This is a genomic window from Humidesulfovibrio sp. (assembly GCF_030689645.1).
Taxonomy (GTDB): Bacteria; Desulfobacterota; Desulfovibrionia; order Desulfovibrionales; family Desulfovibrionaceae; genus Humidesulfovibrio.
Window position 1 is genome coordinate 1 of sequence record NZ_JAUYFU010000005.1, and the last position, 16,348, is coordinate 16,348.

14 protein-coding genes and 1 tRNA gene are annotated in these 16,348 nt (G+C 61.1%); 6 read left to right on the forward strand and 9 right to left on the reverse strand.

The annotated features are described in order from the left end of the window. From Q8O35_RS00525 to Q8O35_RS00540, 4 genes are all read left to right on the forward strand, one after another. Positions 1-2,175: TOMM precursor leader peptide-binding protein (locus tag Q8O35_RS00525; RefSeq protein ID WP_305569148.1), on the forward strand; the 2,175-nt coding region annotated here is incomplete at its 5' end. A gap of 9 nt (positions 2,176-2,184) precedes the next feature. Then, the gene (locus tag Q8O35_RS00530) at positions 2,185-3,528 is read left to right on the forward strand and encodes a SagB family peptide dehydrogenase (protein ID WP_305569150.1); all 1,344 of its coding nucleotides are present in this window, start codon (positions 2,185-2,187) and stop codon (positions 3,526-3,528) included. Beyond that, positions 3,528-5,213, forward strand: a complete 1,686-nt coding sequence (locus Q8O35_RS00535) for a hypothetical protein (protein ID WP_305569152.1) — start codon at positions 3,528-3,530, stop codon at positions 5,211-5,213. Before Q8O35_RS00530 ends, Q8O35_RS00535 begins: the two co-directional genes overlap by 1 nt. A gap of 51 nt (positions 5,214-5,264) precedes the next feature. After that, positions 5,265-5,346 (forward strand) — tRNA-OTHER (locus tag Q8O35_RS00540). A 133-nt stretch (positions 5,347-5,479) separates the two neighbouring features. Here Q8O35_RS00540 and Q8O35_RS00545 read toward each other — a convergent pair. Both Q8O35_RS00545 and Q8O35_RS00550 read right to left on the reverse strand, forming a co-directional pair. After that, positions 5,480-7,393 (reverse strand): FapA family protein, encoded by a 1,914-nt coding sequence (locus Q8O35_RS00545; protein ID WP_305569155.1) that lies wholly within the window; start codon positions 7,391-7,393, stop codon positions 5,480-5,482. A gap of 132 nt (positions 7,394-7,525) precedes the next feature. Next, positions 7,526-7,789, reverse strand: coding sequence for a hypothetical protein (locus Q8O35_RS00550; protein WP_305569157.1), 264 nt, complete (start codon positions 7,787-7,789; stop codon positions 7,526-7,528). A gap of 128 nt (positions 7,790-7,917) precedes the next feature. Here Q8O35_RS00550 and Q8O35_RS00555 point away from each other — a divergent pair, with 128 nt between their 5' ends. Next, positions 7,918-8,076, forward strand: a complete 159-nt coding sequence (locus Q8O35_RS00555) for a hypothetical protein (RefSeq protein ID WP_305569159.1) — start codon at positions 7,918-7,920, stop codon at positions 8,074-8,076. A 251-nt stretch (positions 8,077-8,327) separates the two neighbouring features. Here Q8O35_RS00555 and Q8O35_RS00560 read toward each other — a convergent pair whose 3' ends face one another. The 3 genes from Q8O35_RS00560 to Q8O35_RS00570 form a co-directional block, all read right to left on the reverse strand. Continuing rightward, positions 8,328-8,453 carry a hypothetical protein gene (locus Q8O35_RS00560; RefSeq protein ID WP_305569161.1) on the reverse strand — a complete coding sequence of 42 codons (126 nt, stop codon included), beginning with the start codon at positions 8,451-8,453 and terminating at the stop codon, positions 8,328-8,330. Between the two features lie 198 nt (positions 8,454-8,651). Beyond that, a complete protein-coding gene (locus Q8O35_RS00565) occupies positions 8,652-10,712 on the reverse strand; it encodes a ribonucleoside triphosphate reductase (RefSeq protein ID WP_305569163.1) in 2,061 nt (686 codons plus the stop codon). Further along, the gene (locus tag Q8O35_RS00570) at positions 10,660-11,334 is read right to left on the reverse strand and encodes an anaerobic ribonucleoside-triphosphate reductase activating protein (RefSeq protein ID WP_305569165.1); all 675 of its coding nucleotides are present in this window, start codon (positions 11,332-11,334) and stop codon (positions 10,660-10,662) included. The genes Q8O35_RS00565 and Q8O35_RS00570 overlap by 53 nt, the downstream gene beginning before the upstream one ends. Positions 11,335-12,091: 757 nt before the next feature. Between Q8O35_RS00570 and Q8O35_RS00575 the strand changes: the two genes are divergently transcribed. Then, on the forward strand, positions 12,092-13,189 hold the full coding sequence (locus tag Q8O35_RS00575; RefSeq protein ID WP_305569167.1) for a hypothetical protein: 1,098 nt from the start codon (positions 12,092-12,094) through the stop codon (positions 13,187-13,189). 110 nt (positions 13,190-13,299) lie between these two features. Here Q8O35_RS00575 and proB read toward each other — a convergent pair whose 3' ends face one another. From proB to rplU, 4 genes are all read right to left on the reverse strand, one after another. Continuing rightward, positions 13,300-14,466, reverse strand: a complete 1,167-nt coding sequence (gene proB, locus Q8O35_RS00580; protein WP_305569169.1) for a glutamate 5-kinase — start codon at positions 14,464-14,466, stop codon at positions 13,300-13,302. Next, entirely contained in the window at positions 14,463-15,581 is a 1,119-nt protein-coding gene (gene obgE / locus Q8O35_RS00585; RefSeq protein ID WP_305569171.1) for a GTPase ObgE, read from the reverse strand. Before obgE ends, proB begins: the two co-directional genes overlap by 4 nt. 88 nt (positions 15,582-15,669) lie before the next feature. Next, positions 15,670-15,939 carry a 50S ribosomal protein L27 gene (rpmA, locus tag Q8O35_RS00590; RefSeq protein ID WP_305569173.1) on the reverse strand — a complete coding sequence of 90 codons (270 nt, stop codon included), beginning with the start codon at positions 15,937-15,939 and terminating at the stop codon, positions 15,670-15,672. Positions 15,940-15,957: 18 nt separating this feature from the next. Further along, positions 15,958-16,269 carry a 50S ribosomal protein L21 gene (rplU, locus tag Q8O35_RS00595; RefSeq protein ID WP_305569175.1) on the reverse strand — a complete coding sequence of 104 codons (312 nt, stop codon included), beginning with the start codon at positions 16,267-16,269 and terminating at the stop codon, positions 15,958-15,960. Between the last annotated feature and the right edge of the window lie 79 nt (positions 16,270-16,348).

Sequence of the window (16,348 nt, forward strand, 5' to 3'; positions counted from 1 at the left end):
CTGTCGGAGACCATCAACCACAGTGTGGAGGGGAAGCTTCTGGTTGCCATGCTTCCCTTGCTGGACGGAACCCGCAGCGAAGACGATATCGCGGAGGAACTCTCCGGCCAGTTCGAGCTGCCCGAGATATACTATCAGCTCATCCACCTGAAACAGAAGGGAATGACTGAAACGGTTCCCAGCCAGGAAGCGCCAGCAAGGGATGTTTTTCATGCTCGACTGGGCGGCGACCCTGCCTCGCTCGCCACGCCCCAGCGTATCAGCGTCACCGCCATTGGGGGGTTAGACCCGCAGCTCGTGGCTGACAGGCTTTTGCGCATGGATTCCTTTCAGGTCGGTGTTGCGCACTGGCAATCCACCACACTGGACGATAATTCCCTTTGGATCGTGCTCACGCCCGGATATCTTGAGCCGGAGCTTGCCGAATTCAACAGCAAGGCTTTGGAAGCAGGCGCACGCTGGATACCTTTCAAGCCGTACGGCATCGAACCTTGGATCGGTCCGCTGGTTGATCCTGGCGAGACCGCCTGCGTGGAATGCCTGCTCCACCGTTTGCGCGGGCACCGCGTCCGTGAAATGCAGATCGCCCATGAAAAAGGCCTGCCGCCTCGCCTGTCCCAGGGCAGCACCAAGGCCTCACTGGATGCGGCCTGCGGCTTGCTCGGCCTGGAATTGGAAAAGGTCATTTCTGGCAGTCCCCACGCTTGCATCAACAAGGGTGTCGTGACCATCAATCTCCAGGCATTGGAAACCCGCTGTCATGAGTTGGTCCGGCGTCCCCACTGCCCGGCCTGCGGCGACGCGGTTGAAAACACGCTGACAGGCCTGCCTGAAATGGATTTCACGCTGACCCACCAGCCCAAGGCCGACTACAATGACGGCGGCGAGCGCATCAAGGCCGCAGCAGAGACCATGCGTTTATTCGAGAAACGCATCAGTCCCATTACCGGCGAGGTCGGCGAATTGGGCGTCTTGGATAATGTTCCTGAATTCTTCGGCCGGGCAGTCCGCTCTTCCTGGGCCACACTCAACAGACACAAGGCCGATGCAAGCCTGGGACGTCTCGAACCGGTCGGCGCAAGCGCAGGCAAGGGGCGCAGCGAGACACAAGCCCGGACCAGCGCCCTGGGCGAGGCCCTGGAGCGGTATTGCTCCCAGCATTTCGGGTACGAGCCGCGCTTCAGAGCCTCTTATGCGGGCATCAAGGACAAGGCCGTGCACCCCCTGGAACTCAACCAGTTCACGGACAGCCAATACGACAACCGCGAGGAATGGGCCAAACGCGCCGCCACCGGACGCGTGCCCGAACGTTTTGACGACAATGCGCCAGTGGACTGGACACCGGCCTGGTCCCTGACCAACAACCGCTGGAAGTACGTCCCGTCTGCATACATGTATTACGACTACCCAAGGGAAGGCGGCGGAAGCTTTGCCAATGGCGATTCCAACGGTGTCGCTGCGGGCAACTGCGTGGAAGAAGCGATCATCCAGGGGTTCATGGAACTGGTGGAGCGCGATGGCGTGGCCCTGTGGTGGTACAACATGCTTCAGCGTCCCTGCCTGGATCTGCCGACCTTTGGCAGCGCTTTCGCCATGGAAGCCGTCGAGGGGTTGAAGCGCCACGACCACACGCTGCATGTCCTCGACCTGACCACGGATCTCGGCATCCCGGTCTTCGCCGCTGTGGGGTTGCATGCGTCCGACCCGGATGCGGAACCGCTTTTGGGATATGGCGCCCACTTTGATGCCCGCATCGCCCTCGACCGGGCCATAAGCGAAGTTGGGCAATCCTGGGACGCGTCCATTCTTTTAAGCCCAAACACAATCAATCGCAACGTGACAGGGCGCAATCTCTCCACAGAGCCCTTCCTTCGTCCTCACCAGGACGCGCCGCGAACTCCCCTCACTGCGTTCACCAATCTCGCGACCAACGACTTCCTCTCAGATGTTCAACAGTGTGTCGCTCTTCTGGACAATCTGGGCCTCGAAATGCTCATGGCCGACCTGACCCGCCCGGAGGTGGGACTGTCGGTGGTGCGGGTCATGGTCCCAGGCCTGGTTCACTTCTGGCCACGCCTTGGCGCCAAGCGGCTTTATGAAGCTCCTGTCAAACTGGGATGGCTGGACGCTCCCAAGGTTGAAGCCGATCTCAATCCGGTTCCCTTTTATGCATAGCAGACAACAATGAGTATCCAGATACAATACAGATTGCAGAGCACGGTGGATGTGTACGAATCCGCCAAGGGAATCGCTCTTGTTTCCACGGTGACCGGCAAGGCGTTCTCGCTGGGATTGAACGCGGCTCCCATGGCCAAGGCACTTCAATCCGGCTGGCTGACCGAGGATGAAGCAGCGGGAAAGACGAACGATTTGAGCCAAGGGTATTTCGCGCTCATCACGATGCAGAAGACGGGGATGCTGGATGCCCGAATGGTGAAGGGAGAGAGCGTCTTGTTTTCCGTCTCGCCTTCCCCAGAGGAATCTGCATTCACGGGGCAGATTGCGTCCGGCATAACGTATCAATTGAACCGATATGCTTACCTGCGTCAGGATAATGGCTGTCTGCTTTTGGAAAGCCCGCTCACTCCGTCTCGAATCGCTGTTCATGACGGGAAGCTGGCCGGGATGCTGCACCATCTCTGTGCCGGCCTGCGTTTAGACATCGCGGGTGAGGACGCCAAAGTATTCTTGTCTGCTCTGATTGCCTTGGGAATCGCTGAGCCTGCCGGGGTGGATAATGAAAACAGCCCGATGCAGTTCTGGCAATTCCATGACCTCCTGTACTACGCCCGAACCCTCCACGGGAAAACCACATATACCATTGGCGCCACGTACCGCTTCCACGGCAAACGGCCATCACTCCCGGCCATCAGGAAGCCTCTCTCAGATGACGTCATCGCACTGCCTGCGCCAACCGCCCTCCTGTCAGAGCAACTCGGTCGTCCCTTTTCCGAAGTATTGGGCAAGCGAGAATCACGCCGGGAATTTTCCGACGAGCCTTTGACCCTGGAAGAACTAGGAGCCTTTCTCTATGCCGCCGCCAGAATAAAGAGAGAGCTGGCCGAACCTGAGCAGGACGATGCTGTCACGATGCGCCCCTCCCCGAGCGGCGGTGCACGCCATGCCTTGGAAATCTACCCACTCGTAAGGCACTGTACAGGCCTCAGCCCCGGAGGCTATCACTACGACGCCTTGAATCATCGGCTTGAGAGAGTTCCGGGGAATGAAGAAATGATTGGAACACTCCTGGAAGAAAACCCCTTCGAATTCCTCGGCGGCAATTCGCCCCAGGTCACCTTTAATATTGCGGCCCGCATAGGCCGAACGGCCTGGAAGTATGAATCGATTGCCTTTAAGCTCATCAATCAGGACATGGGCTGCCTGTACCAGACCTTATACCTGGTCGCCACGGCCCTCGGGTTGTCGCCATGTGCCCTCGGCTCGGTGAACACCGACCAACTTGGCAAGGCGCTGGGGATCGATTGGCGTGAAGAGCCATTCATCGGCGCCTTCACTTTAGGGAAATAATGAACGAGAATCGCATCTCAATCACGCTGCCGTCAAACGCCAACTGGCTGCGCTTTGCGCAGGACTGTCTGCATAGATACTGCGAAATGGTCGGTTTTTCCGAGAGACTGAAAGAGATGTGCACGAGCTCCGTCCTGGAAGCCTGCGAGGAGTTGCTCAGCAAGGCGGACAAGGCAGGCATCTCCGATCCCGTCGATCTGCTGCTTGACTACAAGGGCGGAACCATTGTCATCGACATCGAATACAATTCCCGCATCCCCCTCAACCCGCTTGAGACCGGAGAGTATGAGGTTCCAGACGCCGAATCTGGCCTGGACGATCTGGACATGGACACGCTCTGGCTGCACATGATCAAACAGCGCATGGACCGGGTTCGCTTCAAGGTCAACGGCTCGCGCCACATCTTGCGCATGGTCAAGTACCACCGCGACAAGGGCAAGGAAAAGCAGGCTTGGGTCATGGGTATCAAGCCTGAGTTGCGCAAAGGACTCTTGCTGCATCTTGCTGATTCAGACACCGAGCACCCGTCCTCCACACTGCAGGCCACCGGAGTGGGCGTACTCAGGCTCGGCCCCAGCGAGACCTTCATCATCCAGAACATGGATGGAAAAACCTCGTTCCACGACCTCTACATGGCGCATATTGACGCCCTGGGCCTCACCTCGCCGGACATGCTGGCCGGCTTGTACGAGCGGCTCGAAGCCATGGGCATGCTGGTCACCCCTGACCAAGAAGCGAAGAACAGCCGCTTTCGAAAGATCATCAGGAAATTCATTAACCCGGATATATCCATTCCAAATGCGGACGGAGTGGTCGCAGCGGTCCACCAAAAGACTCGGTTTCTCTATTCCTCGTTTGGCCTCGGTGTGCTGCTCACCATTGGCCTGTCAGGGATCATCCCGTACCTTGAGCACCACAGCCAGTTCATGCATTCCATTAAGAGCCTGGAGGAGACCTTTCTCAGCACCCCACTGCTCATCCTGCCCGTCTATCTCCTGACGCTCATCCACGTCAGTCTGCATGAACTCGGGCATGGCGTGACGTGCAAGCACTACGGCGGCAACGTCCCACGCCTGGGCGTCATGTTCTACCTGGGGTCGTTCATCTTCTATTGCGACACCACAGCAGCCTGGAATTTCCCTGCGAAACGACATCGCTTACTCGTCTCACTGGGCGGGCCGATCATCTCGTTTGCCATCCTCGGCGCTGGACTCTGGGCAGCCGGATACTACGCCGGAACCGGCTCAATCTGGGAATCGGTATTCGTGGCCTTCAGCCTCATCAATCTGTTTGGCCTGATCATGAACTTCAACCCGTTCATCAAGATGGACGCCTACTACATGCTGCTAGACTACACAGGAATCCCCAACCTGCGGGAACGCTCCTTCAAGTTCCTTGAGCGCAAAGCTTTCGGCTGGATAGGCGTTGGCTCTGAGGATGACGTCAAAGTAACGCTGAGGGAACGCAAGATATTCTGGTGGTACGGCATATTGGGGAGCTTGGTGACACTCATTTTCCTCGCTCTGCCAGTCCTCAACCTAAACCACCTTCTCCGTGACGGCTCAGCCTCAGGCGGGAAACTGCTTTTTGCCACACTCATCGGAGCACTCCTGTTTGTGAGTCTCGGCAACCTTGCCTATAGCAAGATCAAGGCTGTGCGGTATCGTGAGTACAAGATTCAATAAGAAATAGCCCTGTCACACAGGACGCCACAGCCTACAACGTCTCTGCAAGCCACTGTAATTTTGGCCGCAAAGCAGAGATTTAAAAACCCTCAACCTTCGGGTCATGTCGGTTCGATTCCGACCCTGAGCACCAAGGAAACACAAAACCCCGCATGCGGACGATGAAGTTCGCGACGGGGCTTTTCCGTGGACTGGCAGAGTGTAATTCCGCCCATGCAAGCAGGGCATCTTCGGCCATGCGCCAGGATGGCCTGCGAGGGCGCGAACTAGAGGCTTCCGGTGACGATTTGCTTGTTTTTCGCGTCCCAGCTGAAAACGCATCGATCCAGCGGGCGCTCGATGTAGAGCGCGCAGCCGCCCATCTTGATGGCCACTCCGGGATACGCCGTGCCGCGAATAGCGATTCTCGCCGCAGCCACCCGCTCCAGGTGTTCCTGAGCCAACTCGGCCAGGGTGCGCTGTATCTGCCGAAGCCGGGACTCGATGCTGTCCCGCCGTCCCAACAGGTCCCTGGCCTCCTCCCGGCGCTCGCCCGGCAACCTGGCCAAGGCTACCGCCCCGTCGCCCTCTCCAACAACGAACATTGAACGCTCCTTGAGCACCCTGAGCTCGCGCATTTCCTTGATGAGAGCGGCGATTTCCGGGGTTTCCTGGCTCAAGGCGAGGGTGGTGGACATCCCCCGCTCGGACCCGGCCTGAAAGACATCCAACCCATGAGCGCAGACTACTGTGCCTCCCATGATGCGGCCTTTGGGATCGGTGACGCGGACGCTGCCCCCGGATGTAACGCGCGAGCCTTTGTTCGCCGTGCTGCCCACAATAGCCAGCGCCACGGTCACGTCGCCTCCGGCCTGCACGTGGGCGTTGTGTGTGTAGTTCGCGGTGACGCAGCCGCCAGCCTGCACAAAGGCGGCCTCGTCCCCGGACATGAAGATGCCGCCGCGCACCAGGACGTCGCTTCCAGCGATGATGCGGGCGCTCTCCACCATGCCTTCCACGAGAACCTTGCCGGGGGCCTCAACGGTGAAGCCCGAGCGCACCGTGCCGCCCACCCGCACCGAGCCTTGGCTCAGCAGAATATTTCCGGTGCCGTAGTCCACATCACCCGTCATATTGAGCAACTCGGACACGTCCAGACTCGATTTCCCGGCCAGCACCACCCCGTCGATGCGTGCGCGAAACCGCGTGCCCTCCTCCAGGGCCTCAACGCCTTTGCCCACCTGGACGCGCAGCGCTGCGCCATCACGGGACGCGACCTCCTTGCCGTAGACATCACGACCCGGAACGCCCTTGGTGGGAGGTCGCAGCCTGGCTATGTCCTGGCCCTTGCGCGCCACAGGAAATTGCCCGCGGTTGCGATAGTCCATGCGCTGGTTTTCATCCGGCGCCTCCACGCAGCCAGAACCTTCACAAATCGCTTCCAGCCAGCCAGCCGCGCCTTGCACCGGGGCCTGCCCCTGGGCCACCACAACGCCTTCAACCGCCCGGTTCTCAGCGCTGGCTTGGCCCAGCCCCCGGATGACCGCCTCCATCTGGATGCCAAAGACGATTCCCTGGCTGGACAACGCCGCAACCATCCCCTCAGGCGTAACCAGGCCGCCCAGGGCGTCCCGATGGTAGAGCGTGGCCGTGGCCTGGAGCCTGTCATCGGAGACACGCGCCAGGGGCTCCAGCTCAACGCGGCCTTCGCTCAGGCGCACAAGCCCGGCAAGCTGGGCGGTAAGCACTCCATCCCGGTCCATAGCGATGCCGCCAGCCGCAGCAATTTCACGCGGCGCGTGCTCATCAGTCGGGGGCACGGGATTTCCGCCAACATCACGGCCCGCCTGCGCGGGAACAGCCGGATGGATGCGCCCGAAGGCCTGCCCAGGAAATACGGGAAACTGCGCCGCGCCAAAGAGTTCAAACCTGGCATCCTGCGCGTTTTGGGGGCGCACACCACGGGCGATGGTAATGGCCCGGGCGTCCTGCCCTGCAAGGAGGAGCCGGACCACCTCGGCGGCGTTCTTCTCGTCCATGGGTGCCGTAACACCGGCCTCGGCAAGAAGCTGGCGCAAAAGATCCACGGACAAGGGCCTCCCCTGGCCTCGCGCCGGAAGGTAGCTGGTCACGCCGACCTTCATGCGGTCGGGGGTGCCGCCGAAGCGCACGGCAGCGTCGGCATCTGCGGCGTCGGCCATGCTTTTTCCGTCCCCATTACGAGGCTCGGCTTTGCCCTTGTCAGTCACGATGCGCACCCCTTTTCGAAGACGCTCAAGTTGGACGGCCTGCGGCGGCATGCCCCGCGCCAGTCCAACTGCCGACTGCGGCTGCTACGCCTTGTCGCCATACTTGGAAAGCGCGGCCAAACACTCGGCGCAGACATCGCCGTTGTAGCTGAGGGTCTTGCCCCACATGGTTTCCCTGCTCAGGCACATGAAGCCTTCCACCCCGACGGTGACCGCTGTCGTGGCGGCTTGGCAAAGGGACTTTGGCAGACAGATGCAGCCTTTGCCGGCGCCGGGCTTGGCTTCAAACACATGAGATTTGGCCCCGGAGCTTTTGTCCTTGGGCATTCGGAGCGTATAAATCGTCATGGCGCCTCTCTCTTTATGGTGTGCAGGAGCAGGGGCCGGAAACTCTGTTTCTGGACTTCTGCGCGCACCGCTGCTAGATGGTGCGCATGAAAACAATAACTGGATCTCTTGTGCCCGGCAAGAAAGGTATGCTGCGTCCTATCTTCACCTGCTGCTGCAAGAACGTGATGGAAGACTACCCCCTTGCCCCCGTCGTTTCCGTGGAATGCCCCAAGTGCCAGGCCACGCAGACCTTCCGCATCGTCGAGTTCGCCCCAAAGATGTGGCGGATCAAGGCGGTCGGCTAGCCCCACCCCCGCCTAACGATGGCGACTGCGGCTCTTGCCGCTGAAAAGAACGATGGGGCCAGCCTCTTGGCCAGCCCCATTGTCTTTTGTTGCGTGCGTCTTGGCACCGGCCTGAAACACGTCAGAATCCACTCGCTGCGCGGGCAACCGCAAGAACTGCTCCCCAAATGAAGAAGGACCGCCGGAGCGTTTGCCCCGGCGGTCCTTTTGATTGCAGGGAGAGCCCAAGCCTCCCCCTGCGCTTACTACAATTATTTCTTTTTAATGGTTTCGACGACGGCGGTCTTCGGACGCTCCTTCGCTTCTTTCACTGGGATGAACTGTCCTGTCCCGGCGTCACGACCAATTTTGTGGCCGCTATTCTTTTTGTCTGCCATGTGCATTTCTCCTTTGTGGGCCAGATTTGGATTGCGGCCAGGAGACTCGCGTGGTAGAATATTGCCGCATTGACGTATTCCACTTGGGCCACGCTGTGTCCCAGCCGGGTGCCGAAGCCCACTTCGGTCACCTAAATCGAAAAAAGCCCAGACTGCAATCTGGGCTTTTTTCGTTCCAGATTTTATAAATTTCGCACTCTACCTGTCGCAGCCGCACACGCCGGAGTAGACCACGCGGTCCACGTACTCGGCCTGTTTGCCCTTGTTCCAGCGCGAAACCGGGCGGTAGTAGCCCACAATGCGCGTGTAGACCTCGGCATCTGCGCCGCAGGTGGGGCACTGCTCGTGCTCGCCGTGGATGTACCCGTGGTCCTTGCACACGCTGAACGTGGGCGTGATGGACAAGAACGGCAGCTTGGTGTTGCGGAAGCTCTTGACGATGAACTCGCGCAAGCTCGCCACATCGGCCACGCTCTCGCCCAGGAAGGTGTGGAACACCGTGCCGCCGGTGTACAGCGGCTGCAACTGGTCCTGATGCTCCAGGCAAGCCACAACATCCTCCGAGTGCCCCACGGGCAGGCAGGTGGAGTTGGTGTAATACGGCGTGCCGTTGCCGCTGGTGATGATGTCCGCATAAAGGTTGCGGTCGATCTTGGCCAGGCGGTAGCTGGTGCCTTCCGCCGGGGTGGCCTCCAGGTTGTACAGGGTGCCCGTCTCCTCCTGGAAGCGGCTGGTGACCTCGCGCAGGCGGTTCAGGGTGCGGCGCATGAGGCGCATGCCGTTCTCCGTCTCAATGCCCTTGCCGATGAGGTTCAGGCAGGCCTCGTGCCCGCCCAGCAGGCCGATGGTGGAGAAGTGGCCCCGGAAGCCCTGTTTGAGGTAGCGGCGCGTCCAGGGGAACATGCCGCGCTCCAGGTTTCCGGTGATGAGCTTGCGCTTGAACTCCAGGCAGTCCTTGGCCAGGGTGGCGTACTCCTCGACCAGGGTCAGAAACTCGTCCTCGCCCTGGGACAGGTAGGCCAGCTTGGGCAGGTTCAGGGTCACCACGCCGATGGAGCCGGTGAGGTCGCCCGCGCCGAAAAGCCCGCCCACCTTGTTGCGCAGTTCGCGCAGGTCCATCTTCAGGCGGCAGCACATGCTGCGCACGTCCTCTGGCTGGAGGTCGGAATTGATGAAATTCTGGAAGTAGGGCGCGCCATACTTGGCCGTAAGCTTCAGAAGCAGCTCGCCGATCTCCGTCTCCCAGGGGAAGTCCTCGGTGACGTTGTACGTTGGGATGGGGAACGAGAAGATCTGCCCGGCGTAGTCGCCGTCCAGCATCACTTCGAGGAAGGCGCGGTTGAACATCTCCATTTCCACGGCATACTCGCCGTAGGTGGAGTCTTGAAGCTTTCCGCCGATGATGACCGCTTCCTTGGCGATGTGCTTGGGAGGGGTCAGGTCAAGCGTCAGGTTGGTGAAGGGGCTCTGCCCACCCCAGCGACTGGTGGTGTTCAGGTTGAACACGAACTTCTGAACCGCCTGGCGCACCTTCTCGTAGGACAGGCCATCGTGCCGGATGAAGGGCGCGAGGTAGGTGTCCACGTTGTTGAAGGCCTGTGCGCCCGCCCATTCATTTTGCAGGGTGCCAAGAAAATTCACCATCTGGCCCAGGGCGGAGTCGAAATGCTTGGCCGGGCCAGCGCAGGAGCGGCCCTCAAGGTTGAAGCCCTCAAGGAGCAGGTCGCGCAGGCTCCAGCCCGCGCAGTAGCCGGCCAGGCCGAAGGACAGGTCGTGGATGTGGAAGTAGCCGTGCTCGTGGGCCTGGCGGACTTCCTCCGGGTATTTCTCCAGGGCGTAGCGCGCCTGCACGGTGCCCGAGAGGTGCAGCATGAGCCCCTGAAAGCTGTGGCTCATGTTGGAGTTCTCGGCCACGCGCCAGTCGCTCTTGTCCAGGTACTCGTCGATGGTCTCCTTGATGTCCAAAAAGGCCTCCTGCTGATTGCGCAGCTGGCGGCGTTTCTCGCGGTACAGTATGTATTTGCGGGCGACGGCGAACTGGCGCATCTCCATGAGCACCAGCTCCACCATGTCCTGCACGTGCTCCTGCTCCGGGATGTCCACGTCAATGAGCTTGGCCTCCACCTTCTGGGCCAAGCGGCGTCCAAGAAGCGGATCCTTGATGCCGCTTGCGGAAAGGGCCTTGAAGATGGCCTTGGCGATGCGGTCAGTTGACCAGGTTTCCAGTCGTCCGTCGCGCTTCAGTATCTGTGAGGGCATCGGGCCTCCTTGGCGGCTTGAAGTCTTGTGTGGTCAGGGAAAAACCGGCGGGCAGCATGCCGCGCACGGTGTCGATATCGTGCTCATCCAACAGCGGCACCTTGGTGGTGCGAAAAAAGAACGCCTCAGGCCGCTTCTCGGCCAAGGCGAAAATGCGCGAGAGATTGCGCCGCGCCGCGGCCTCGTCCACTGCCCCGCCGGTGAGGGCCGGATATTTGGCAAAGGGGCCTTTCACGTCCACGGCGAACAGCGACACCAACCCCTCCTCCAGCATCAGCTCCACGGCTTCGGGCAGCATGGCGTTGGTGTCGAGCTTGATGGGCAGGCCTGAGACCGCCAGTTCATGCAGGATGGCCCCCACTCCGGGCACGCCGGTGGGCTCCCCGCCAGTCACCGTGACGCCAGAGAGCCAGCGTTTGCGTTTGGACAGAAAGGCACGCAACGTGGCCTGCGTGATGAGCGGCTGGCGCTCCATGTCCCAGGCCAGGCCCCCGTTGTGGCAGGTGGGACAACGCAGGTTGCAGCCGCCCAGAAACACCACGCAGCAAGGATGCCCCGGCCAGTCGCAGAGGCTCAGGGGCGTGAGGCCCCGCAGGTGATTCCAGGCGAGATCGGTGTTCATGTTCGTTCGTTGCTCCAAAAAGATCTTCCGCGCGCAGCCGCCAAGACAGGGTCACGGGTGGCGTTTGGACAGCGGCGGCACGCGAGAATTGACATTACTCCAACAGCACTTTTCTGTACAGGCACCCATGGCACTTGACAGAAACACACTTGCTGTTTTTGGCTATTATAGTCGTTTATTCCCGATTTTAGCATTTATTTTTTCGTTTTCCACAACTTTGGAACATTCTGCATGCCCATTGATTCATGCTTTTTTCTAGACATCGTGTAGAAGATTATTTCCGGCCTGCCCTTGCTGTTGTTTTCGACACGCGAGTTCTCAAGGATGCATGAAGAACCAACCGGAGGGACTGATCTCACTGCACCGCACGCCTCAACACCCCCGCGAAGAATCCTTGTCGCCAAGCACGCCGACACAAAAATCCGCCGAAAAGACCGGCCGACAGATGACGTCTTCGTCCAGATCCGCGACTCTAAGCGACCTGCCACCGCGCTTTCTTTGACGAGGATGGGCGCCTGCGAATACTGTCAGACCCAAGCTCCAAGAGCATCACAAACCAGGCACCGATACGGGATGCGCTGTTCAATTTCGGGATGTTGCACCGCCACCACCGCCCTAGTCCCGCGCAATCCTTTCCGGAACAGGAAAACCCTGGTTCCCGGCACACCCCTTGCACATCATTTGACGGGTAGTTTCTGCCCAGGCCATCATTCTCAAGGGGTTCATCATGCAAGACACAACGATCACACACATTTCCTTGAACGAAACAGAGCCGTGCCGCGCCGCTGACGACTTCACCAACGACGCGAATACAGAAGTCCAGCGCCATTTGGCCGACCCGGCCTGGCTGGTGCGCGGCAACCCGGACCACCCGGAGCACGATGCGCTGGGCCTTCGCAACCCCCAAGGAGTCCAACTGCCCGAACTGGCGATCATCGGCGGTTCGCAGGTGTACGGCGAAGGGCTTGCGCCCGGCCAAAGCTGGCCCGCAAAGCTGGGGCAGCGCATGGGCGGCGGCGTGCTCAATGCCGGCATGGCCGGATGGGGCAGCGTGCAGTACGCCATGGCGGGCGAAATGCTCACCGCTCTTGCACCGCGCCGCGTCATTATTTGCCTGACCCCGGCAAACGATCTCGCCAAGGCTTTCAACTGCGCCCGCGTGAGCACTGCGCCACTGGCGCGCAGCTTCTTCGAACCTGCCTGGGTCAAGCTGCCGCAGCCGGACTATTCTGCACAGTTCAATGCTGGCCGTGCAGTCGATCAGCTTTCCGCAGAGAACCCCGCCCTTTCTCATGAAGACGTGCTGGCCCTGCTGGCCCAGCGCGGCGAATCCGACATCAACCCCTGCGTGCTCGACACCAGCCGGTTCTATCTGTCGGAACATACGCTGCTCGCCATGCAGGATCTTGAGCATCCGGCCATCGAGGCGGGGCTGAGCATCACCGCCAAGGCCCTTGCTCACCTGCAACGGTTGTCGGAAAAGCATTACTTCTCGCTTACCGCCCTGCTGCTGCCCAGCCGCGAATATCTGGTCTCCCAGCGTCTTGAGGAGGTCCAGGTGCGCGACCGCGAATCCCTTGAACGCCTGGGCCTTGTGGAAGCGGCTGTGCTGGCGGAACTTCGCGCCTGCTGCGCTGCGCTGGGCATGCGCTGCTTCGACCTCACGGGCTTTCTCAAGGCCTTCGTGGGCAATCGCATCCACGTCCAGAACTCGCGCCAGGACCTGCTCTCGGCCAAGGGCTGCGAGCTTCTCGCCCGTTTCGTGCGCGAGCGCGTTCTGCCAGGGACCTTTGTGCGGGAACCGGCGCGGTCCGACATGGGCGCAGCCGTAGGCGGGATTTACCCGTCCTATTAGCACCAGAGCAGGCTGAACTGAAGCCAGCCCCCATGCCGAACAATCAAAACGGGCCGCTCTCCCTGGTGGGAAGGCGGCCCGCTTCGTTGCGTCGCTTGCGCGAATGCAATTTAGAGCGCGGCGTCCAGAAGCAGATTGTCGCGGTGGATGGCCTCGACAAATGGCGCCTGACCCAGCACCTCAACCAACTCGCCGCTCTTGCGGCCCATGATGCGGCGCATCTCTGCGGCGGAGTAGTTGGACAGGCCAACGCCCACAGTGACCCCGGCCTGGTCCACGATGCGCACCAGCGCACCGCGCGCGAAACGGCCCTCCACAGCGCGGATGCCCGCAGGCAGCAGGCTCTTGCCCTTGTCGCGCAGGGCGCATGCCGCGCCCGCGTCAACGCTCACGCTGCCCGCCGGGTTATCGTGGTAGGCCAGCCAAAATTTGCGGTGCGACACGGTGCGAGCAGATGGCAGCACCAGCGTGCCCAACTCCTCGCCGCGAAAGATGCGGTCAAGGGGGATGTCGTCCTTGCCGGAAACGATGAGTGTGGCCACACCCAGCTGTGCGGCGCGGCGCGCAGCGCGCAGCTTGGAGTACATGCCGCCGGAGCCCACGCTGGTCTTGCCGTCGCACATGACCTCGATATTCAGACCTTCGATGTCGTCGATGAGCGGCAGGCAGCAGGCGTCCGGGTGCTTGTCCGGGTTTTTGTCGAACACGCCGCCAGCACTGGTGACGTTGACGAACAAATCCGCGCCCACGAGGTCCACCATGAGGCTCGCCAGGGTGTCGTTGTCGCCGAACTCCAGCTCGGCCACGGCCACGGTGTCGTTCTCGTTGACGATGGGGATGACGCCCCAGTCCAGCAGGCGCTGCATGGTGTTGCGGGCGTTGAGGAAACGTTTGCGGCTCTTGAGGTCTTCACGCGTCAGCAGAAGCTGGGCCACGGTCTTGCCGAAGCGGCCAAATGCCTCGTCGTACTCATGCATGAGGCGGCTTTGACCAATGGCCGAAGCAGCCTGGCGGGCGGGGAGTTCGGAAAAGTCGATGGCTTCGGCCCCGGCGACGCTCTGGCGGATGCGCGTGCGGCCAGCGGCCACTGCGCCGGAGCTTACCAGCACCACTTTGAGGCCGCGGTCATGCAGGACGGAAAGCTGATCCACCAGACGACCAACGGCGCGGGCATCAAGCCCGGTGCCGCACGTGAGCACCGCGCTGCCAACCTTCACCACAATCGTGCGCGCGCGCGACAAGATGTCTGCGCGCAGCCCGCCTGCCGGAACGCTCATTCGCCCTCCTCGTCCGCGAAGCCTCCCGCAGATCGGCTGGCATCCTCGTGGAAGCCCTGGCCGTTCTCGTCGGCATCCGCCGCATCGTCCTTGTTTTTGGCTTCCTCAGCCGCGGCAGCCTCGTTGATGCGCCGCCACATTTCCGCCAGAAGCTCGGGCAGCCCCTGGCCCGTCAGGGCGGAGACGAACAGCACGTCCGCCGGAGCATTGCTGCGCAGGGCGGCCAGGCGCTCTGCTGGCAAGATGTCAATCTTGTTGATGACGCGGATCTGCGGCTTGTCGGCAAGCTCCGGATCAAAGGCGCGCAGTTCCTCGTCGAGCATGGCGTAGCCCGCAGCCGGATTTTCCGGGTCCGCGTCATCGCCGCTCAGAATGTGCACCAGAAAACGGGTGCGCTCCACATGCTTAAGGAATTTGTGCCCCAGTCCCAGGCCCTGGCTTGCGCCTTCAATCAGGCCGGGGATGTCGGCGATGATGAGGCGGCGGCCGTCCTCGCTCTCAACCACGCCCAAATTCGGGGTAAGCGTTGTGAAGGGATAGGAGGCGATCTTGGGCCGCGCCGCCGAAACAGCGGAAAGGAAGGTGGACTTGCCGGCGTTGGGCAGGCCAAGCAGCCCAGCGTCGGCGATGACCTTGAGCTCCAGGCGCAGGCGCTTCTCCTGACCGGGTTTGCCGGCCTCGGCCTTTTTGGGCGCGCGGTTCACCGAGCTTTTGAAATGCAGATTGCCGCGGCCGCCCTCGCCCCCGGGGCAGGCGATGAACTGCTGGCCCGCTCGGCGCAGGTCGGCAAGCAGGGTATAGCCCTCGCCGCCCTCGTTCTCCAGGAACACCTGGGTGCCGACGGGAACCTCGATGATCAGGTCCTCGCCGCCACGGCCATACTTGTCCTGGCTGCGGCCGATGTCGCCGTTCTCGGCCTCGAACAGGCGCTGGGCGCGGAAGTCGTAAAGGGTGAGCAGGCGCGGGCTGGCGCGGAAGACTACGTCTCCGCCCTTGCCGCCGTCGCCGCCGTCGGGACCGCCCTTGGGGACATTCTTGGCGCGCTTAAGTGAAGCGCTGCCATTGCCGCCCTTGCCGGAACGCACAGTGATGCTGGCTTCGTCAACGAATCGCATGACGCCTTTTTCCCCAGATAGAAAACGGGCAGGAGCTGCTCAAAGCCGCTCCTGCCCGCGCTATGGTTCTTTCGTGGAGCCGCCTAGACTAGGCGCTCACGGGCAGAATGTGGACCCGGGTCTTGACCTTGTTGTTGCGGGTGTACTTCTCGTACTTGACCTCGCCATCGACCAGGGCGAACAGAGTCCAGTCCTTGCCAACGCCGACATTCTTGCCGGGGTGGATGGACGTGCCGACCTGACGCACGAGGATGTTTCCGGCCAGCACCTGCTGACCGCCGTAACGCTTCACGCCACGGCGCTGTCCGGCGCTGTCGCGTCCGTTCCTGGAGCTGCCGCCTGCTTTCTTGTGAGCCATTGTATCCCTCCTTGCCCGCTAGGCCTGGATGGTTTTGACCTTAAGGCTGGTATAATCCTGCCGGTGGCCGGTCTTCTTATGGAAGTCGTTGCGGCGCTTCTTCTTGAAGATGATGATCTTCTCGCCACGGCCATGGCCCAGGACTTCACAGGCGACTTTGGCGCCGTCAAGGTAGGGGGCCCCGATCTTGGTCTGACCGCCATCGGCGATCAGAAGGACTTTGTCCAAGTTCAGCTCGGTGCCGGGCTCTGCCTGCAAAAGCTCCACCTTGAACTCGAGTCCCTGTTCCACGCGGTACTGCTTACCGCCGGTCTCGATAATTGCGAACATTGCGAATACCTCCATCGCGTAAGAGGCGATCTCTTAGCTTGTTCAGCCCGGAGAAGTCAAGCTCCGAGGTTCTCTTTTT

Coding starts and splice junctions, on each gene's coding strand:
- Q8O35_RS00530 (WP_305569150.1), top strand. CDS start 2,185: ATGAGTATCCAGATACAATACAGATTGCAGAGCACGGTGGATGTGTAC.
- Q8O35_RS00535 (WP_305569152.1), top strand. CDS start 3,528: ATGAACGAGAATCGCATCTCAATCACGCTGCCGTCAAACGCCAACTGG.
- Q8O35_RS00545 (WP_305569155.1), bottom strand. CDS start 7,393: ATGGCCGACGCCGCAGATGCCGACGCTGCCGTGCGCTTCGGCGGCACC.
- Q8O35_RS00550 (WP_305569157.1), bottom strand. CDS start 7,789: ATGACGATTTATACGCTCCGAATGCCCAAGGACAAAAGCTCCGGGGCC.
- Q8O35_RS00555 (WP_305569159.1), top strand. CDS start 7,918: ATGCTGCGTCCTATCTTCACCTGCTGCTGCAAGAACGTGATGGAAGAC.
- Q8O35_RS00560 (WP_305569161.1), bottom strand. CDS start 8,453: ATGGCAGACAAAAAGAATAGCGGCCACAAAATTGGTCGTGACGCCGGG.
- Q8O35_RS00565 (WP_305569163.1), bottom strand. CDS start 10,712: ATGCCCTCACAGATACTGAAGCGCGACGGACGACTGGAAACCTGGTCA.
- Q8O35_RS00570 (WP_305569165.1), bottom strand. CDS start 11,334: ATGAACACCGATCTCGCCTGGAATCACCTGCGGGGCCTCACGCCCCTG.
- proB (WP_305569169.1), bottom strand. CDS start 14,466: ATGAGCGTTCCGGCAGGCGGGCTGCGCGCAGACATCTTGTCGCGCGCG.
- obgE (WP_305569171.1), bottom strand. CDS start 15,581: ATGCGATTCGTTGACGAAGCCAGCATCACTGTGCGTTCCGGCAAGGGC.
- rpmA (WP_305569173.1), bottom strand. CDS start 15,939: ATGGCTCACAAGAAAGCAGGCGGCAGCTCCAGGAACGGACGCGACAGC.
- rplU (WP_305569175.1), bottom strand. CDS start 16,269: ATGTTCGCAATTATCGAGACCGGCGGTAAGCAGTACCGCGTGGAACAG.